This is a genomic window from Luteibacter sp. SVR4-7G (genome assembly GCF_056755555.1).
In genome coordinates this window covers 1-18,259 of sequence record NZ_JBPGXO010000061.1, presented here as the reverse complement: position 1 = coordinate 18,259, position 18,259 = coordinate 1, and the positions used below count along the sequence as shown (strand labels likewise).

Sequence of the window (18,259 nt, the reverse complement as noted above, 5' to 3'; positions counted from 1 at the left end):
AGATGTGTATAAGAGACAGGTCTTCCAGGACTGGGAGGGGGTCGCGAAAAGATGTCGCGCGCAGGCGCGCTCCTACATGGGTGCGGGGGTCGCGGGAGGCCGTCGCGCGCGTTGCGCGCTCCTACAGGGGGCGGGTGTCGTGGGGCCGCGCCTACGCCAGGCGTTGGCGGGGAAGGCCTTTCAGGTGCAGGGTGAAGGCCACGCCGTCGTCGACGTTGCGGGCGCTGGCGCTGCCCTGGTGACGCTCGGCGACCAGGCGCACCACGTAGAGGCCCAGGCCCAGGTGCGGCGCATCGCCGGGCGTGGCCTTGTCGCGCAGGCTCACCAGCGAATCGAACAGGCGGCCCTGCATGGCCGCCGGCAGCGGCGGGCCCTGGTTCGACAGCTCGATGTCCGCGCCCTCGGGCGTGGGCCGCAGTGCGATGCGTATCCAGCCCTGCGGCGGGGTGAACGACAGCGCATTGTCGAATAGCTTGTCCAACGCCTGGGCGATGAGTTCCGGCGACACGTGCATGGTTACCGGGCCGGGCGGCAGCTCGGTATCGAGGCGGCGGTCGCCGGCCAACGCGCGATAGCCCTCGGCACAGCCGCGCACGATGTCGGCGAGGTTCACGTCCTCGGCCTCGGCGGCAGCGATGGCGCGTTCCATGCGGCTGGCCTCGCTCATCGCGCGGACCAGCGCTCCCAGGCGGGCCACGCCGTCGCGGGCACGGGCGAGGTAAGGCGCCGCTTCCGCGGGCAGCCCGGCGTGGTCGAGGTTGTCCAGCGAAGACTTCACGATCGCCAGCGGCGTGTTGAGTTCGTGCGAAAGCTTGGACGCCAGCGTGCGCAGGTAATCGGTATAGCCACCGACGACCTCGAACAGGCGCGCGAAGCTGCGTGCCAGGTCGCCCAGTTCGTCCGCCGCGTCGGTGAGGGGGAACGGTCCGTCGAGACGCCCATCGTTGGCCTGCGCACGCTCGGCGGCGTTGCGCAGACGGCGCAGACGGATGGTGAGCCGCGTCGCGAACAGCAGCAGCACGCCGCCTGCGACCAGCAGCACGGCGAAGCTCGTGAGCAGCAGGCCGAACAGCGCGCGGTTGGCCAGCAGGGGCACGGCCCGGCTCGGCTGCTCGAGCAACACCACGCCATGCAGCTTGCCGCGCATCTGCACCGGCATCGCCACGGCGAGCACCACGCTGCCACGGGCTTCGCCTGCCCTCCACGCCGTGGCGGGTTTGCCTTTCAGCGCTGCCTGCATTTCGGGAAGGTCGATGCGCGGCGCATCCTCGGCCCAGGCGCTTGCCGCGGCGAAGCGTGTCGCCAGCAGCGAGCGATAGACCAGCGAGGCGAACCAGCCCGGGCGTTCCGACGCGGGAAGATCGGGCAGGTCCAGCTTGCCGCTTTGCGCCACCAGCCACGCATCGCTGGAAAGCATGCGCACGCGCACGCCGTCGGGCGCCAGGCGTGCGAGTTCCTGCGACAGCGAGGTGGAGAAGTCGATCAGCGGGCGGCTCTCGGCACTCAGCGGCTCGTTGTCGCCGTTGGCGGCGATATGCACGCCGAGACCGAAGCGGTCGAGCCGGAGTCCGCGCGGGAGGCGGAATTCCACGCGGAAGCCGCCGCCGTCTTCCTGCCATTGCGCATTGATGCGATCGGGCAGCACGCCGGCTTCGGCATCGAGCGCGATCGCCGTGGTGGGACCCGGCGCCGCACTGGCCAGTACGTAACGCTGCGCATCCTCGCCGCTGGCGATGGACACGATGAGATGGTCGGCGCTGAGCACGAGCCGGTCGTCCGCGTCGGCACGGCGGCGCTGCGGCGCGCGCACCTCGATGCTGAAGTACACCCAGTGATCGTCTTCGGCGAGCATCACCTTCGCATTGCTGCCGAAGGCCTGCGCCCAGGGGCTCAGCGAGGCCCAATCGTCACCGTAACCGTCCACGGTGATCGGCACGGGCGTGTGTTGCAGGTACCACGCGGGTCCGGCCGGCGGCAGCGGCGCGTCGACCACCACGAGGCTGCGCGCCATCGCCCGCGCCGACGCCACCAGCGCCTGCGCCTGGCCCTCGCGTAGCAGGGTTTCCATCTGACGCACGTAAAGCCAGCCGGCGACAGGCAGCGCCAGCGTGCATAAGGCGACGAGCAGCAGTTTTTGACGAAGGCTCATGACTTGGCAGGAAGTGTAGGAGCGCGCAACGCGCGCGACATCTTTTCGCCCCGATCCTGACTCTTGCGCGCAAGATTCAAGGCACGGCCTCAAAAGCTGTCGCGCGCGTTGCGCGCTCCTACATTATGGGGTCCAGCGGTAGCCTACGCCGTGCACTGTTTCGATCGCATCGAAATCGGGAGCCAGCGAGACGAACTTCTTGCGGATGCGCTTGATGTGCGACGTGATCGTCGCATCGTCCACCACCAGTTCCGCTTCGCGCATCAGCTGGTCGCGATTCTTCACGTGGCCGGGGAAGCGCACCAGCGTGTGCACCATCCAGAACTCGGTCACCGTGAGCGGTATCTCGATGCCGTTCCAGAGCACGCGCATGCGCTCGGATTCCAGCTTCAGCGGACCGTGCTCGATCACCGTCTCGCTCGCCGCCGGCGTCTTCAGCGATTCGATGCGCCGGAACAGCGCCGCGATGCGCGCGGCCAGCTGGTGCAGGCTGGTGTCCTTGGACAGGTAATCGTCCGCACCCAGGCGCAGCCCCGAGATCACGTCGAAATCCGAATCCCGCGCGGTGAGGAAGATGATCGGCAGCGTGGCCGATTTCGCGCGCAGTTCACGGCACAGGTCGAAGCCGCCCTCGGGCTCGTCGCCCAGACCGATGTCGATGATCACCAGTTCCGGCAGGCGCATGGCGAACGCCGTGGAGGCCTCGCCGCGCGAGCCGTAGCCACGGGTTTCATAGCCGAAACGATTCAGCGCCTCCACGTAGTTGGCGCGGATGAGGGGTTCGTCTTCGACGATGGCGATGCTGCGGGCCATGGGCATTCCATTCAGGGGATCGGCGTGCGCAGCGTGCTATGCGCCTGCCCGCGCCGCAAGGCCTCCGCCCGATTTGCCCGCGTTTCGCCTCTTCGCCACCCCAGGCCGTGCACGAAGTCTTTGCCTTTCTTTTGCCATAAACGATCCGCGGATTGCCCTTCCGGGGACGCTCCGCCCGCCGCCTGCGGCATTCAACTGTGCATGACGGCGCGCCATCCGGCGCCGGAGGAGAATCCATGAAAACCAAGCCCGACGCCGACAACACCGAACTGGAACGCGATTTCGAGCCCCTTCGCGTCGCCCTCGCCCTGGGCGCGCTGCTGCTGGGCCTGCTCTTCGGCATGCATTGACGGGAGGATCTGATGGATCTCTTCGACGACTTCGTGGAACCGGCCATGGAAGGCCTTGGCGCGGCCGGCGCGCACGGAGGCGCGCCAGCCGCCGGGCCGGCGGAACCCGACCCGAACTGGCAACCGGTTTAACCCTTTCCCCCGTGCTCCTTGCTGGGAGCCTCCTTCACTCCCCCATCCGGATGGATAGGGGAGCTTTTTTACGGCCCCTGCCGCGGAGGTGCGACCTGCGCCGCCGCCTGCCCGATCGGCACGAGGTCGGTCTGCACTTCGCCCACCGTGACCGTGCCCGCCATGCCGCGGAAGAAATCGTCCCCCGCGTGCGCCAGCGTCTGGTTCATGCTGAAACTGGAGCCGCCTCCGTAGCGGTTGGCCGTGCCCTCTGATCCGAACTGGCCGATGGATTCGCCATTCGGCGGCGACAACCCGTCGATGAACACGGAGCCGCCCACCGCGGTGGCGGCTTCGATCATGCGCATCTCGGCGAGGTAGCGCCGGTGCGCGCGCTTGCCGGCGACGGAGTCGGCGTATTTGTCGCGCAGGTCGCGCCAGTACGCGTCGGCCTGGGCGCGTTCCTCGGCGGAACTCTTCAGGTAGGCGCGGGTGAAGGTGCTCTCGAAACGGGGATCGTGGCGCTCCGCCGCCAGCGCCAGCCAGGCGATGCCGAGGGGATGGTTGGTGGGACGCCCATCACCATTGAAGTACATGAGGCCCAGCACGTACTGGGCGGGCTTGCTTCCCCAGTAAGCCGCGTCACGCAGACGCTCGGCCGCCAGCCCGTCGTGTCCGCGACCGTAATCGCGCACGGCCGCGCAGAAGTAATACTGACCGGGAAGCAGGCGCTCGAGACCGGTGGCGCAGCCGCGCACCGTGTTCCTGATCACTTCCCTGGGGTTGGAGGGAACCGCGTCGCTGGCAGCGACAGCGGTCGAGAAGCCGAACAATACGAAAGCGACGATCCTGGCAATCCGCATGTAAATCTCCTTTCCCTTGAAGTCGCATCGCCCGCCGGAGCGGGCGATGCGGGTGCATGGCCTCAGTTCGACGGCCCCGAGCGTGATGCCACTTCGTTGACCGGGACGAGCTCCGCGTCGCCAACGAACACGTGGCTGTTGTAACCGTAAAAGTACTGCGCCTTCTGGGTCTGCAGCATGCGCCCCAGCGAGAAGCCGCTCTGCAGCGGAACGCCACCGGGGATGCCCGCGTAGCCGTATGGCAAGGTTACGCCATCGATGAACACGCTGCCGCCGAAGTTGACGGCCCAGGCGATCTGCTGGTATTCGCGGTCGAAGCGGCGTTCGGCGCGGGGTGCCGCCACGGCATCCGAATACGTGCCCTTCAGGTCCTTCCAGTAAGCGTTGGCCTGGGCGCGCTCCTCGGGCGTCACTTGGCGGAAGGCCGACACGAAGGTGGGCTCGTAGGCCGGATCGTGCCGTTCGGACGCCAGCGCCAGCCACGCGAGGCCCAGCGGACGGTTCTTCTCGGCGTGGTCGCCATTGAAGTACATGACGCCCAGCGCGTACTGCGCAGGCTTGCTACCCCAGCTGGCGGCGTTCAGCAGACTCTGCCGGGCGAGCCCGTCATGGCCGCTCCAGTAGCTGCGGGCGGCGGAGCAGAAGTAGTAATCGCCCGGGAGGAACCGTTCCAGGCCACCGGGACAAGGCATCAGCGAACGCGATACGGCGTCCTGCTGGTCGGGCAACGGTTGCGGTTTTTCGCCAGCCATGGCGAGGGGCGCGACGGCGAGGGCCGCGAGGGACAGAACAAACGACGTCAGGGATTTCATGATCGACTCCGACTGTTTGCTGACGGTACCCCCCGGTACGCGTGGCATCAGGACCGTGCCGAGTCCTCCCCGGAAACGCCGTCACGGTCCGCAAGCGGCGTCCCCTGCCCTGCCGTCACGACTCCCCGGCGGGCGGCTTCACCGTAGCACCCGGGTTGATATCTTTCCGTGAAACGCATTGATCGCGGAATCGCCGGGGCCCGCTCGGAAGCCTGATTGTAGGATCCACTGTGGGAAGCGCGCTGGCGCGCGAAACGGGGCTTGCCGCGAGCACCCTTTCGGGCGCCAGCGCGCTTCCCACAACCCGATCCGGAGCCTTCCTACAGCCCGGATCAGCGGCCTTCGATCGCCGCGTGCATCCGGCGGATCACGTCGGCGTAGTCGGGCGCGTTGAAGATGGCCGAACCGGCCACGAAGGTGTCGGCGCCCGCGGCAGCGATCTGGCCGATGTTGTCAGGGGTGACGCCCCCGTCCACTTCGAGGCGGATCGCCCGGCCGCTGGCGTCGATGCGCTCGCGCACGTGGCGGATCTTGTCCAGCGCCGACGGAATGAACTTCTGGCCGCCGAAGCCCGGGTTCACCGACATGATCAGGACCATGTCGATCTTGTCCATCACGTAGTCGAGCCAGGACAGCGGCGTGGCCGGATTGAACACCAGGCCGGCCTCGCAGCCTTCGTCCTTGATGAGCTGGATGGTGCGGTCCACGTGCTCGCTGGCTTCCGGATGGAAGCTGATGCTGCGCGCGCCGGCCTTGGCGAAGTCCGGCACGATGCGGTCCACCGGCTTCACCATCAGGTGCACGTCGATGTGCTCGGCGATGCCGTAGTCGCGCAGCGCCTTCAGCACCATCGGTCCGATGGTGAGATTGGGCACGTAGTGGTTGTCCATCACGTCGAAGTGCACCCACTGCGCACCGGCATCGAGGACCTTGCGCGTGTCCTCGCCGAGCCGGGCGAAATCGGCGGAGAGGATGGACGGGGCGATGACGGGGGTTTGCTTGGCCATGACGGATACCGGTGGGAAGGCGGTGGATACTCAGGTTATACGGCTAAACCCGACCTGACGTGGAAGCCCGTGCTGTGTGTAGGAGCGCGCCTGCGCGCGACATCTTTTCGCGAGGCGTAACAGGACCTGTGGCTAGATCCTTTCGCGAGGCGTAACAGGCCCTGTGGCTCTTGGCCCCAAAAGATGTCGCGCGCAAGGCGCGCTCCTACAGGGCCATCGCTCACTTGAACCCCCGCTCCGCCTTGATCCGCTCGTAGGCCGCGTTGATCTCGCTGGCGCGGGTTTCGGCGCGGCGGCGCATGTCTTCGGGTAGGTCGCCGAGGCGATCGGGGTGGTGTTCGGAAATGAGCTTGCGGTAGGCGCGCTTGATGGCGCGGTCGTCCGCGTCGCGCTGAATGCCGAGGATGGCGTACGGATCGGGGCCGTGCGTATTCCGCTGCGGGGGCACGTAGCCGCCGCCATTCGCGCGGCCGCCGTGGGTACGGCCGCCGGCGCCGGCGTTCCAGGCGTAGCCCTTCATCGCCATCAGCGCCATCAGTTCCATGTCGCTCACGCGCAGCGCGAAGGCGAGCTGACGGAGCAGCGCCATCTTTTCGGGCGAGGGATTGCCTTCGGCCAGCACCGTCTCGATCACCACGTCGATCACCGGGAAGGCGTGGTCGCGGCGGTGGCCGACCCAGTGGCGCAGCTCGTCGATCACGGCGGTGGCGTTGAACTCTGGCTGCTTGCCTTCGTTGAACGCGTCGATGGCCGTGCGGCGGTCGTCCTGGTCCAGGCCCATGCGCGCCATCAGCCGCTCGGCGATGGCGATTTCGGCCTCGGACACGCGCCCGTCGGCCTTCGCCACCGCGCCGATCAGGGCGAACAGCGGCGCGATGTAGCCGCCCTGCGTGGGCACGCGGCGGCGCTGCTGCTGGCGGCTGGCGTCGAACATGAAGCCGAGCGCACCGCCGACGATGGCGCCGAGGAAGTTGTGCGTCAGCCACATGCCGAGCACGGCGCCGATCAAAGTACCGGTGAAATTCATTGAGCGGCCCTGGACGGGGTCTGGGCGGAGAACCACTCGGCGAGCTGGTCGAGCTCCGCGTCGGTGAGGGGACCGGTCGCGGCGCGCATCACGGGGATGTCGCGGCGGCCGTCGCGGTATTGGCGCAGCGCTTCGCGCAGGTAATCGCGCTTCTGCCCGGCCAGGTTCGGCGCGCCGGGAATCCTCGCCATGCCGTTCTCTCCATGGCAGGCCGCACACAGGCCGAGGCGCGCGGGCTTCGCGGGCGGGTCGGCAAGGACAGGGGCGGAGAGGGCCAGGGCTAATGCCGCGGTCGTGAGGATTCGCATGGCGAGGCTATGGGGGCGGTAATCCGGGATTCTAGCAGGCCAACCGGCACCCTCCCGCGTTACCGCGGCTCGAAACCGCGCCCCGGCGACTCCAAACCGCGCCCCCTGTAGGAGCGCGCCTTGCGCGCGACATGTTTTGAGGCCGGGACTTCGGACCTGGCGCGCCAGGTGCGGACTGGGGCGAAGGGCTGTCGCGCGCAGGGCGCGCTCCTACAGGGGGGCGTTACAATAGATGGCTTGATGCCCTATCGGAGCCCCGCCGTGCCCACCACCCTCTCGCAATCCGACCTGCCCGGCCTGGAGCTGATCCACCGCGGCAAGGTGCGCGACGTCTATGCCCTGCCCGGCAACCGCCTGCTGATGGTGGCGACGGACCGGCTCTCGGCGTTCGACGTGGTGCTGCCCGATCCGATTCCGGGCAAGGGCGAGATGCTCACCCAGATCTCCAACTTCTGGTTCGGCAAGACCGCGCACATCATGCCCAACCACCTCACCGGCGAGGACGTGGCCTCGGTGCTGCCCCCCGGCGTGGACGCCTCGCTGTACGCCAAGCGCGCCGTGGTCACCAAGCGCCTCAAGCCGGTGCCGGTGGAAGCCATCGCCCGCGGTTACCTCATCGGTTCCGGCTGGAAGGATTACCAGGCCACCGGCGCGCTCTGCGGCATCACCCTGCCGCCTGGCCTGCGCCAGGCCGAGAAGCTGCCCGAGCCCATCTTCACCCCGTCGACCAAGGCCGCCGTGGGCGACCACGACGAGAACGTGAGCTTCGATACCGTCGTGGCGGCGGTGGGCGAAGAGCTGGCCAACGCCGTGCGCGAAGCCACGCTGAAGATCTACGCCTTCGCCGCCGCCTATGCGGCCGAGCGCGGCATCATCGTCGCGGACACCAAGTTCGAGTTCGGCACCGACGAGAACGGCGTGCTGCACATCATGGACGAGATGCTCACCCCCGATTCCTCGCGCTTCTGGCCGGCGGACGAATACGCCGTGGGCATCAGCCCGCCCAGCTACGACAAGCAGTTCGTCCGCGACTACCTGCTCGACATCGGCTGGAACAAGGCGCCCCCCGCACCGAAGGTGCCGGAGAAGGTCATCGCCGGCACCGCGGCGAAGTACGCCGAGGCGCTGGACAAGCTGGCGGGCATCCGCCTGGACTAAGCTTGCTCCATCGAGGCAGCACGGAGGGGACAGCCATGCGCGACGCAGCCACCTGGTTCGGCAACTACAGCCGCGACCACCAGAACCCAACCAACCAGCTGATCCACTGGATCTGCGTGCCGGCGATCACCTGGACCGTGATCGCCTTCGTCTGGCTGATTCCTGTGCCGCAATGGCTGGGCAAGCCCGGCCTGTGGGCCGTGCTGGCGATGTTCCTGGCCTTCTGCTTCTACTACTACCGCCTGTCGCGGGTGATCGGCCTGGCGATGGCGGGTGCCTTCGTCGCGCTCGCCCTAGTCACCGACACGATCTACGCCAACATCGGTTCCACCGGCTTGCTGCGGCTGGCGATCGGCGTGTTCGTGGTGGCCTGGATCGGCCAGTTCGTCGGCCACCGGATCGAAGGCCGCCGCCCCTCCTTTTTCACCGACATCCAGTACCTGCTGATCGGCCCCGCGTGGCTGATGAGCAAGGCCCTCGGCCGCTTCGGCGTGTCGTACTGACGGACATGCCGTGACCCAGTCGCTTCTGACCCTGCTTTCCGCCGCCATCTGGTGGGTGATCTATTCCAGCGCCATCGCCGTGGTTCCCGCGCTGATCGTGTGGCTGGCCCTGCGCTGGCTGGAGAAGACGCCGGTGGTGTTCAACCGCGCCTATCTGGCCAGCCTGATCTGGGCCCTGGCCGCGGTGCTTACCGGCGGCCTCGTGATCGCCGCCCAGCATGGGCAGGCGCCGGGGGAATCGATCTTCGCCCTGCCCTGGATGCGCGCCTCCCTCGTCGTCGACATGCTGCTGGGCGCCGCGCTGGTCTGGTGGATGGTCCCGCGCGTGGACGCCCGCCGGGTGAAGCCGACCAGCGCCTGCATGGCCGTGGCGCTGGTGATGGTCGTGGCGATGATCGTCGGCACCGTCATCCGCCGATAGGGCCGTCCTATCGTTGCCATTCGCCATATCAGTTGGACTTGCCCCGCACCGCCCCCATAATGAGATTCATTCGTATTGGGAGTGTCCGGCCATGGCTCGACAGATTAAGTTTGCCGCGACGCATTTCAGCATCGCGTTTTCCATGAGTTATGCGGTGAACCAGAACGTGGTGCTGAGCACCGTGTTCGGCATCGCGGAACCGATCGCCTTCGCGCTGGGGCGCGACATCACGCGTGGCGGCCATCGCGGTGTCCCGCTAACGCACGCCGCCTGATCCGCCGCCCGTACGGGCGTTGGTGTCGGTCACCGCGCGGGTGAAGCTTTCGAACGGGATGTCGGTGATGCCGACGAGCCCGATGTGCGCGTTTTCGCCGTCGAGGACGCGCCCCGTGACCGGCTGGTCGACGTACTGGAACCAGTGCGTGCCGACGACGATGCCTGAGGCCGCCGCCGCTTCGACGAAGCGCTTATAGGCCTTGCCGCGTTCTTCCTCATTGGCCACGGCGACCAGGCCCTGGCCGAACGGCCCCCGGTCGGCCGAGCCGAAGTGGAACTCGGTGATCATCACCGGTTTGTCGAGCTTCCGGAATGCGGCGACGTCGAAGCCGTGTTCGGGGAGGTCGGTATAGGTGTTGATGCTGGTGACGTCGGCGTAGCGGGCGCTGGCTTCTTCCACTTCCGGCGTTCTTACCGCCAGCCGGCCGCCGAGGAAGAGGTGGTGCGGGTCGGCTTTTTTCAGTGTGTCGCCGACCGTGCGGAAGTACTGCTCCGCGTACTGCCTGAGGAAGGCGATGTAATCGCTGGCGATGGCGGGATGCGCTTCGTTGGGATCGGGCGCTTTGAAACCTTGCGCTGCCACCTGGTCCCACGACGCGGCCTCGACGCCCCACGCCTTGGCGAAGCTTGCCGCGTCGCCGTGCGTTTTCTTCAGGTAGGCGAGGAAGGCGCGTTTCGCGGGGCTGGCGGGGCCTTGTTTCAGCGTACCGGTCGCGAGTGCCCAGCGGCCTTGCGGGCCTTCGCCAGCCCACGCCAGTTCGTTGTCGGCGAAGTAGCCGAGCAGCCAGGGATCGTCCTTGACGCTCCGCGTCGCTTTCGCCACGGCGGCTTGGGCCGCTTCCGCGAAGCGCGGATCGAAGGGGTCCGGCATGCGGCCCCAGTAGTCGAAGCCGGTACTGACCGCGTTGAAGTTGCCCGCGATGAGGATCGGGACCGTATAGGCCATGTGGTCGCCGGCTCCGCCGGCGATCCCGCGGCAGCGGGCAAGCTTGTCGCAAGCACCCGTCGCCGCTGAAGCGGCTCCCACAGAGAACGCCGGGTCGCTCCAGTTGCCCAGCGTGTTGAAGCGCCATGCCTTGAGGCGCTCGATCGTGCGCTTGCGCCATGCGGCGGCGTAACCGTCGCCGAGCGTGCGCGCCACGTTGTTCGCGTAGATGTCCCACCAACGGCCGTGGTTCATGCCGTTGTCGCGCTGCGAGCCCTGGTCGCTGCGGCTGTCGGCGACGCCGCCGAACCTCCCGCTCGCCGCCGCGGGATCGTCGAACATGTACTCGCGGCCTTGCACGTAGGTGCGGCCGTCGGTGAGGTTCACGGCGTTCACGCCCAGCGAGAAGAACGCATGCCCTTCCGGCGTCACCAGCCACCAGCGGCCGTCCAGCTTCTGCGTGTGGAACCACCCCGTGGCCTGCATGGCCGGCAGGTCGGTGCGGCCGCCGTAGCGATCGAGGTTCTTCGCTTCGGTGGTCGCGGGCGTGGCGTTGGCCTTCGCTTTCAGCGCTTCGTCGTCGGCGATTTTTTCCGGCCACGTGGCACGGGTGTGTTGGCCGTAGCGGTCGACGATGTGGGTATAGGCGCTGCGTAAATCGTCGTTCCCCGCGCCGTCCAGCTTTCCGATCAGGATCGTCTGCGCCGCTCCCGGCCGCGGCATCGACAGGGTGACCGAACCGATCTTGTTCGCGTCGACGGCACCGTCCACGCTGGTGGCAACGAGCCGCTCGGTGTCGCCATCGCGAAACGGCATCGGCGGCCCCGCCTGCATGCCGAAGGCCCGTGGCGACGTCGCCTTCAACGGCAAGGCCAGGGTGACCGGCGGCCCCGGCGGCAGTCCCACCGTCGCCGTGAGGTGTCTTCCGCCCGAAGCCACGTCGACGATCAGCGTGACCGGCCACGGCATCCCGTTCTGCACCCGCCAGCGCAGGGTGCCACCTGCGGGCCAGGCCCAAGTCCCTTGCCCAGGTGCCAGCGAGAGCGAAGGCTTGGCAGCGGGCTTGAAGGTGAGCGCCACCAGTTCCTCACCGTTGGCCGTTTTCCGCACGGTGGGATCGAGCGTGGCGTCGGTCGCAGCGATGCGCAGGCCATCGGCCGGATGAACCGGATCCACCGCATTGGCCTGGGCAGCTACGGTCGGAACAACGAACAAGACGGCAGTAATCAGGCGCATGGTCCAAATCTGCCACGAACGACGTGAACGCACCCTACGCCGGCACCGTACGAACGACGCGAACACTCCCTGACGCCGGCACCGTACGCTGTAGGAGCGCGCAAAGCGCGCGACAGCTTTTCGCGCCGGTTCCCATGTTCACGCGCCAGCTCCGAGGCACGGCCTCAAAACATGTCGCGCGCAAGGCGCGCTCCTACACCGCGGATGTCTGGCGTCGGCGCCACAGGTAATAGACGGGCACGCCGATCGCGATGATCAGCAGGCTCATCCCCGCGTCGCCGGGTGCGGCGATCGCGGTCGCCGCGATCACGCAGAGCACCGTGGTCGTGAAGATCAAAGGCAACCACGGGTATCCCGGCACCAGGTATGGCGACGGCTCGGACTTCAGCTTCTTGCGATACCAGAAGATCGTCGCGATGCCGAAGGCATGCGACAACCACTCGCCCACCGTCGTGTAATTCAGCAGTGCGTTGAAGCTGCCCGAAATAATCAGCACGATCGCCCAGCCGCCCAGCACGACGAGGGCGAACTGCGGCGCGCCGGTACGCGGCTCGATACGCGCGATGGGCCGGAAGAACATCCCGTCCGCGCTCATCACCTGCAACACGCGCGCACCGCCGGCGACGGCGATGCTGCAGTAACCGAAGGTGGAGCACGCGATGCCCACGGCAATGATGGTGGCGCCGGATTCGCCGAAGACGCGGCGCATCAGGTCGGCCGCCGGTGCGGTGCTCGCGGCAAGCCCGGCGTGGCCCAGGCCGGCCATGTAGGCGATGTTTACCAGCACATAGCAGACCACCACGCTGATCATGCCGAGTCCGAGCGCACGGGGCAGCGTGCGCTGCGGTTCGCGAACTTCGCCGGCGAGGTCGTTGAGGTAATGGAAGCCGCCGTAAGCGAACAGGGCCGGCAGCAGCGCACCCACGATCGTGCCGACGGGCACGTCATGGGTCGGGTCGTGTGCGAAGGCCAGCCCGAGGTGCCCTCGCGCCAGGAACAGTCCCACGACGATCAGCAGCGCGACCGCGCCGAGCTTGAGCAGGGTGAAGATGTTCTGCACCCAGGCACCGGCGCGGATGCCGAACAGGTTCACCGCCACGATGAAGCTGATGGCGCCTACGGCCAGCGGTTTCACCCAGTCATGCGGCAGGCCCATCGCACGGCAAGCATAGTCGGCGAAGGTCGTGGCCACCGCGGCGACGCTGCCCGGGTAGTTGATGAGCGCCATGGTCCAGCCGAACAGGAAGGCCGGCAGCTGGCCGAAGGCCTCGCGCAGGTACACATAGGTACCGCCGGCCTGCGGGCGCCTGGCGCCGAGTTCGGCGTAACAGAGCACCCCTGCCAGAGTGAGCAGGCCACCCAGCGTCCAGAGCACGATGACCTCGGTGCCGGAACTGGTGAGCTGCGCGACGGTGGCCGGCGTGCGGAAGATGCCCGCGCCGATGACACCGCCGATGACGATCATCGCGGCATCCCAGATGCCAAGGCGACGGAGGTAGTGGGCTGGCTGAGGTGCAGGCATCCGCGGACCATGCCATAAGCCGGGCCGCAGAGCGAGATTGCCTTGGTCATGGAGACGGCTGCGTATCCACGGCGCCGTATCGACGGCGGCGTACTGTAGGAGCGCGCCTGCGCGCGACAGTCTTTCGCGCCAGTCCGCAAGCTGGCGCGCCAGCTTCCAGGCTCGGCCCCAAGAGATGTCGCGCGCATAGCGCGCTCCTACAAGGGACTCGGCAGATTCCACGACGGCCCCAAAGCGGGGTGCACTTACATTCCGCGGGGAAAGCCTCGGATTCCGGGTGAGACCCGAGACGGGCAACCTCCAACGATGCCCATTCTTCCAGGCCAGGCTGCCCTTCGTACCGGTCGCGTTTCCGAACCGGGAAGGATCTATCTCGTGACGGCGGTTGCCTGGAACCGTGCGCCCGTGTTTCGCGATTACCGGGCTGCGCGGCTTGCTTCCCGCGTCATCGGATCACCGAAAAGCTGGCGGCATGCTACGTGTCTCGCGTGGGTGCTTATGCCCGACCATTGGCATGGGTTGGTTCGCCTCGACGACGGCGATCTTTCGAAGGCCATCGGAAAGATGAAGTCGCTCGTGACCAGGGCGTTTCGCGAAGAGGGGCGAACGTCTCCGCTTTGGCAGCGGGCGTTTCACGACCGGGCGTTGCGGCGAGAGGACGATCTGCGGGCGATGGCGCGCTACGTCATCGCCAACCCCGTGAGAGCCGGGATCGTGGATCGAGTGGGAAATTACCCCTATTGGAACGCCATCTGGCTGTAGGAGCGCGCCTGCGCGCGACAGTTTTTTCGCATCAGTCGGCAAGCTGGCGCGCCAGCGTCGAGGTTCGGCCTCAAAAGATGTCGCGCGCGAAGCGCGCTCCTACAAAGGCTCGGCGGCTGCCCGGGCCGGCCTCAAAAGAGGTCGCGCGCAGGGCGCGCTCCTACAGGGGAGCGCGCCTTGCGGGGGCTTTACTTCTTCTTCGGAATATAAAGATCCGTGATCGTCCCTTCGTACACCTCTGCCGCCATGCCGACGGACTCGCCGAGCGTGGGGTGGGGGTGGACGGTGCGGCCGATGTCGCCGGCCTCCGCGCCCATTTCGATGGCCAGCGCGAGTTCGGAGATGAGGTCGCCCGCGTGCGGGCCGACGATGCCGGCGCCGACTATGCGGTGGGTTTCCTCGTCGAACAGGAGCTTGGTGAAGCCCTCGGTACGGTCGATGCCGATGGCGCGGCCGGAGGCGGCCCACGGGAACTTGCCCACGCCGATCTTCAGGCCCTTTTCCTTCGCCTCGCGCTCGGTCACGCCGACCCAGGCGATTTCCGGATCGGTGTACGCCACCGACGGGATCACGCGCGCGTCGAAGAAGCTCTTCTGCCCCGCGGCGACTTCCGCCGCCACCTTGGCTTCATGCGTGGCCTTGTGCGCCAGCATCGGCTGGCCCACGAGGTCGCCGATGGCGAAGATGTGCTTCACGTTGGTGCGCATCTGGCGGTCGACCGGGATGAAGCCACGCTCGGTGACCTGCACGCCGGCCTTCTCCGCGCCGACCTTGCCACCGTTCGGCACGCGGCCGACGGCGACGAGCACGCGGTCGTACACGGTCGTCTCGGGGATGCTTTCGCCGTCGAAGGTGACTTCGATGCCCTTCTTCGTGGCCTTCGCTTCCACCACCTTCGTCTTCAGGTGGATGCCCTTGTAACGCTTGGCGATGCGCGCCTGCAGCGGCTTGATCAGGTCGGCATCGGCACCGGGGATGAGCTGGTCGGCGAGTTCGACCACCGTGACCTCGGAGCCCAGGCCCGCATACACCGTGGCCATCTCGAGGCCGATGATGCCGCCGCCGACGACGAGCAGCTTCTTCGGCACGTCGGGCAGTTCGAGTGCGCCGGTGGAGGTGATGATGCGTTCGTCGTCCCACGGGAACGAGGGCAGCTTCACCGCCTCGGAACCCGCGGCGATGATGGCGTTGCGAAAACGGATGAGCTTCGTGCCCTCGGCCGTCTCGACTTCCATTTCGTTGGGCGAAATGAAGCTGCCGACGCCGGTGACGGTGCGCACCTTGCGCGCCTTCGCCATCTGGGCGAGGCCGCCGGTGAGCTTGCCGACCACCTTCTCCTTGAACGAGCGCAGCTTGTCGAGGTCGATCTTCGGCTTGCCGAAGGTGATGCCGTGCGCTTCCATGTGGGACGCTTCGTCGATGACGGCGGCCGCATGCAGCAGCGCCTTCGACGGAATGCAGCCCACGTTGAGGCACACGCCGCCGAGCGACTCGTAGCGCTCGACCAGCACGGTGTCGAGGCCGATGTCGGCACCGCGGAACGCGGCGGTATAGCCGCCCGGGCCAGAGCCCAGCACGACCAGGTCACACTCGATGTCGGCCTTGCGGCCGGAATCGCCGGCAGCCGCGGGGGCGGCCTGCTTCGGCGGCGCCGGAGCGGGCGACGGCGGGGCCGGCGGCGGCGCTTCCTTCGTCACCGACTGGCCGAAGACCTTATCGGCAGCCGGCGCTTCCTCGCCACCTTCGGCCTCGATGAGGGCGATGACGGAACCGTCGTTCACTTCGTCACCGACCTTGAGCTTGAGTTCGACGATCTTGCCAGCCTGCGAGGCGGGCACGTCCATCGTGGCCTTGTCGGATTCCAGCGTGATGAGGCTCTGGTCCTTGGCGACGGTGTCGCCGACCTTCACCAGGATCTCGATGACGGGCACGTCGTGCGAGCCGCCGAGATCGGGGACCTTCAGTTCGATCGTGTTAGCCATGCGCGATCCCCCGTCAGAGCAGCAGGCGACGGATGTCGCCGAGCTGGTTGGCCAGGTACACCGCGAAGCGCGCGGCAAGTGCGCCGTCGATCACGCGATGGTCGTACGACAGCGACAGCGGCAGCATCAGGCGCGGCGCGAATTCCTTGCCGTTCCAGACCGGCTTCATCTGCGCCTTCGACACGCCGAGGATCGCCACCTCCGGCGCATTGATGATCGGCGTGAACGCCGTGCCACCGATACCTCCGAGCGACGAGATGGAGAAGCAACCGCCTTGCATGTCGTTGGCCGTGAGCTTCTTGTCGCGCGCCTTCTTCGAGATCTCGCCCAGTTCGGCGGCGAGCTCGAGCAGGCCCTTCTTGTCGGCGTCGCGGATGACCGGTACGACGAGGCCGTCCGGCGTGTCCACGGCGATGCCGATGTGGAAATACTTCTTGAGCGTGAGCTTCTCGCCCGACGCGTCCAGCGAGGCGTTGAAGGTGGGGAACTTCTTCAGCGCCGCGACCACCGCCTTGATCTGGAATACCAGCGGGGTGATCTTGAGTTCCTTGTTCTCTTCGCCGAGCTTCTTGCGGAAGGCTTCCATCTCGGTGATGTCCGCGTCTTCGAACTGCGTGACGTGCGGAATCATCGCCCAGTTGCGTGAGAGGTTGGCCGCCGAGATCTTCGGGATCCGGCCGAGCGGCTTCTCTTCCACTTCACCGAACTTCGAGAAGTCCACCTTCGGCCACGGCAGCAGGTTGAGGCCGCCACCGGCGGCGACGGCGCCGCCTGCAGAAGGCGCCACACCGGCGGTCATCACCTGCTTCACGTAGCTGGCGACGTCTTCGCGCTGGATGCGTCCACCGCGACCGCTGCCCTTCACCTGGGCCACGTCCACGCCGAGTTCGCGCGCGAAGGCGCGGACGGCGGGGCTGGCGTACGGCGCGTTGGCCGGCATGATGACGCTGGCGTCGAAGGACACCGGCGGCGTGCGCGGTGCGCCGCCCACCGGGGCGTCGGCAGCGGCAGCTGCGGGCGCCGGCGCGGCCGCGCTGCGCTGCGGCGCGGGAGCGGGCGCCTCGGCGATGCCAGGCTTGTCGGTGGACGGCGCCGGCTGCTCGTCGGCCGAAGCGGCTTCACCGCCCTCGCCTTCGAGGATGGCGATGACGTGGCCGTCATTCACCTCGTCGCCGACCTTGACCTTGAGTTCCTTGATCGTGCCCGCGGACGGCGCAGGGATGTCCATCGTGGCCTTGTCGGACTCGAGCGTCATGAGGCTCTGGTCCTTCTCCACGCGATCGCCCGCCTTCACCATGATCTCGATGATCGGCACCGGCTTGCCGCCGATGTCGGGCACCTTCACTTCGACGGGACCGGACGACTTCGAGGCCGAAGGGGCCTTCGCGGCGGCGGGTGCCGGAGCCGGGGCGGGCGCGGGAGCCGGCGCCGGAGCGGCGGCCTGCGGGGCGTCGGCCTTGGGTGCTTCGCTCTTCGGAGCGACGGCAGCCGGGGCCTCGCCTTCGGCCTCCACCAGCGCGATGACGGCGCCCTCGTCGACTTCGTCGCCGACCTTCACCTTCAGTTCCTTGATGACGCCAGCGAAAGGCGCCGGCACTTCCATGGTGGCCTTGTCGGATTCAAGCGTCAGGAGGCTCTGGTCCTTTTCGACGCGATCGCCGACCTTGACCATGATTTCGATGATCGGCACCGGTTTGCCACCGATATCGGGAATGCGGGCTTCTTTGACGTCGGCCATGGAACCTCCTAAAAACAGGCGCTTGCGGGCGGACGAACCCGCTGGCGGGGGAATGGGGCGCCCGTGCTGCGGCGCAACCGGTCGATTGTAATCCCTCGCGGGCGCGGCTGGACCCGTTTTCCACGATTAAAACGGTCGTTGGGGCGGATTTCTGGTTTGCGCAGGGGTTCTGGAGCCGAGGCCGCCATCTCTAAGGACCTCACGCGCTGTAGGAGCGCGCCTGCGCGCGACAGCCTTTCGCGAGAAGACACAGGACCTGCTGCTCCTAGCGAAAAGCCTGTCTCTTATACACATCT

The 18,259-nt window shown here is 67.4% G+C and carries 16 protein-coding genes; 5 read left to right on the top strand and 11 right to left on the bottom strand.

All coding sequences use genetic code 11. From position 1 onward, the window contains the following. Positions 1-151: 151 nt before the first annotated feature. The 7 genes from ACR9ZH_RS17245 to ACR9ZH_RS17215 form a co-directional block, all read right to left on the bottom strand. Positions 152-2,149, bottom strand: a complete 1,998-nt coding sequence (locus tag ACR9ZH_RS17245; protein WP_481291990.1) for an ATP-binding protein — start codon at positions 2,147-2,149, stop codon at positions 152-154. A gap of 123 nt (positions 2,150-2,272) precedes the next feature. Next, positions 2,273-2,962 (bottom strand): proteobacterial dedicated sortase system response regulator, encoded by a 690-nt coding sequence (pdsR, locus tag ACR9ZH_RS17240; protein WP_481291989.1) that lies wholly within the window; start codon positions 2,960-2,962, stop codon positions 2,273-2,275. Positions 2,963-3,512: 550 nt separating this feature from the next. Then, entirely contained in the window at positions 3,513-4,286 is a 774-nt protein-coding gene (locus ACR9ZH_RS17235) for a hypothetical protein (RefSeq protein WP_481291988.1), read from the bottom strand. Between the two features lie 62 nt (positions 4,287-4,348). After that, positions 4,349-5,098, bottom strand: coding sequence for a hypothetical protein (locus ACR9ZH_RS17230; protein WP_481291987.1), 750 nt, complete (start codon positions 5,096-5,098; stop codon positions 4,349-4,351). A 332-nt stretch (positions 5,099-5,430) separates the two neighbouring features. Beyond that, entirely contained in the window at positions 5,431-6,105 is a 675-nt protein-coding gene (rpe, locus tag ACR9ZH_RS17225) for a ribulose-phosphate 3-epimerase (protein ID WP_481291986.1), read from the bottom strand. Positions 6,106-6,325: 220 nt separating this feature from the next. Next, positions 6,326-7,132, bottom strand: coding sequence for a co-chaperone DjlA (djlA, locus tag ACR9ZH_RS17220; RefSeq protein WP_481291985.1), 807 nt, complete (start codon positions 7,130-7,132; stop codon positions 6,326-6,328). Further along, positions 7,129-7,440, bottom strand: coding sequence for a c-type cytochrome (locus ACR9ZH_RS17215; RefSeq protein ID WP_481291984.1), 312 nt, complete (start codon positions 7,438-7,440; stop codon positions 7,129-7,131). The genes djlA and ACR9ZH_RS17215 overlap by 4 nt, the downstream gene beginning before the upstream one ends. A 261-nt stretch (positions 7,441-7,701) precedes the next feature. On the opposite strand from ACR9ZH_RS17215, the gene ACR9ZH_RS17210 reads away from it, so the two are divergent. From ACR9ZH_RS17210 to ACR9ZH_RS17195, 4 genes are all read left to right on the top strand, one after another. Then, on the top strand, positions 7,702-8,598 hold the full coding sequence (locus tag ACR9ZH_RS17210; protein WP_481291983.1) for a phosphoribosylaminoimidazolesuccinocarboxamide synthase: 897 nt from the start codon (positions 7,702-7,704) through the stop codon (positions 8,596-8,598). 35 nt (positions 8,599-8,633) lie between these two features. Then, on the top strand, positions 8,634-9,101 hold the full coding sequence (locus ACR9ZH_RS17205) for an Mpo1 family 2-hydroxy fatty acid dioxygenase (RefSeq protein ID WP_481291982.1): 468 nt from the start codon (positions 8,634-8,636) through the stop codon (positions 9,099-9,101). Positions 9,102-9,111: 10 nt separating this feature from the next. Further along, entirely contained in the window at positions 9,112-9,522 is a 411-nt protein-coding gene (locus ACR9ZH_RS17200; protein ID WP_481291981.1) for a hypothetical protein, read from the top strand. 91 nt (positions 9,523-9,613) lie between these two features. After that, on the top strand, positions 9,614-9,796 hold the full coding sequence (locus ACR9ZH_RS17195) for a hypothetical protein (RefSeq protein WP_481291980.1): 183 nt from the start codon (positions 9,614-9,616) through the stop codon (positions 9,794-9,796). Here the strand turns inward: ACR9ZH_RS17195 and ACR9ZH_RS17190 are convergent. Both ACR9ZH_RS17190 and ACR9ZH_RS17185 read right to left on the bottom strand, forming a co-directional pair. Further along, positions 9,779-11,959 carry a beta-agarase gene (locus tag ACR9ZH_RS17190; protein ID WP_481291979.1) on the bottom strand — a complete coding sequence of 727 codons (2,181 nt, stop codon included), beginning with the start codon at positions 11,957-11,959 and terminating at the stop codon, positions 9,779-9,781. The two genes, ACR9ZH_RS17195 and ACR9ZH_RS17190, sit on opposite strands and share 18 nt — an antisense overlap. Before the next feature lie 193 nt (positions 11,960-12,152). Next, positions 12,153-13,481, bottom strand: a complete 1,329-nt coding sequence (locus tag ACR9ZH_RS17185; protein WP_481291978.1) for an APC family permease — start codon at positions 13,479-13,481, stop codon at positions 12,153-12,155. Positions 13,482-13,787: 306 nt separating this feature from the next. Here ACR9ZH_RS17185 and ACR9ZH_RS17180 point away from each other — a divergent pair, with 306 nt between their 5' ends. After that, positions 13,788-14,243, top strand: a complete 456-nt coding sequence (locus tag ACR9ZH_RS17180) for an REP-associated tyrosine transposase (protein WP_481291977.1) — start codon at positions 13,788-13,790, stop codon at positions 14,241-14,243. Between the two features lie 188 nt (positions 14,244-14,431). On the opposite strand, the gene lpdA is transcribed toward ACR9ZH_RS17180, so the two are convergent. Further along, positions 14,432-16,225 carry a dihydrolipoyl dehydrogenase gene (gene lpdA / locus ACR9ZH_RS17175; protein WP_481291976.1) on the bottom strand — a complete coding sequence of 598 codons (1,794 nt, stop codon included), beginning with the start codon at positions 16,223-16,225 and terminating at the stop codon, positions 14,432-14,434. Between the two features lie 13 nt (positions 16,226-16,238). After that, positions 16,239-17,963, bottom strand: a complete 1,725-nt coding sequence (gene aceF / locus ACR9ZH_RS17170; RefSeq protein WP_481291975.1) for a dihydrolipoyllysine-residue acetyltransferase — start codon at positions 17,961-17,963, stop codon at positions 16,239-16,241. Positions 17,964-18,259: the final 296 nt, after the last annotated feature.

Bases quoted from the DNA above. Each gene is read 5' to 3' on its own strand.
- ACR9ZH_RS17230 (WP_481291987.1), bottom strand. From the start codon at position 5,098: ATGAAATCCCTGACGTCGTTTGTTCTGTCCCTCGCGGCCCTCGCCGTC.
- ACR9ZH_RS17180 (WP_481291977.1), top strand. From the start codon at position 13,788: ATGCCCATTCTTCCAGGCCAGGCTGCCCTTCGTACCGGTCGCGTTTCC.
- ACR9ZH_RS17215 (WP_481291984.1), bottom strand. From the start codon at position 7,440: ATGCGAATCCTCACGACCGCGGCATTAGCCCTGGCCCTCTCCGCCCCT.
- ACR9ZH_RS17205 (WP_481291982.1), top strand. From the start codon at position 8,634: ATGCGCGACGCAGCCACCTGGTTCGGCAACTACAGCCGCGACCACCAG.
- rpe (WP_481291986.1), bottom strand. From the start codon at position 6,105: ATGGCCAAGCAAACCCCCGTCATCGCCCCGTCCATCCTCTCCGCCGAT.
- pdsR (WP_481291989.1), bottom strand. From the start codon at position 2,962: ATGGCCCGCAGCATCGCCATCGTCGAAGACGAACCCCTCATCCGCGCC.
- ACR9ZH_RS17245 (WP_481291990.1), bottom strand. From the start codon at position 2,149: ATGAGCCTTCGTCAAAAACTGCTGCTCGTCGCCTTATGCACGCTGGCG.
- ACR9ZH_RS17235 (WP_481291988.1), bottom strand. From the start codon at position 4,286: ATGCGGATTGCCAGGATCGTCGCTTTCGTATTGTTCGGCTTCTCGACC.
- ACR9ZH_RS17190 (WP_481291979.1), bottom strand. From the start codon at position 11,959: ATGCGCCTGATTACTGCCGTCTTGTTCGTTGTTCCGACCGTAGCTGCC.
- ACR9ZH_RS17185 (WP_481291978.1), bottom strand. From the start codon at position 13,481: ATGCCTGCACCTCAGCCAGCCCACTACCTCCGTCGCCTTGGCATCTGG.
- lpdA (WP_481291976.1), bottom strand. From the start codon at position 16,225: ATGGCTAACACGATCGAACTGAAGGTCCCCGATCTCGGCGGCTCGCAC.
- aceF (WP_481291975.1), bottom strand. From the start codon at position 17,963: ATGGCCGACGTCAAAGAAGCCCGCATTCCCGATATCGGTGGCAAACCG.
- djlA (WP_481291985.1), bottom strand. From the start codon at position 7,132: ATGAATTTCACCGGTACTTTGATCGGCGCCGTGCTCGGCATGTGGCTG.
- ACR9ZH_RS17195 (WP_481291980.1), top strand. From the start codon at position 9,614: ATGGCTCGACAGATTAAGTTTGCCGCGACGCATTTCAGCATCGCGTTT.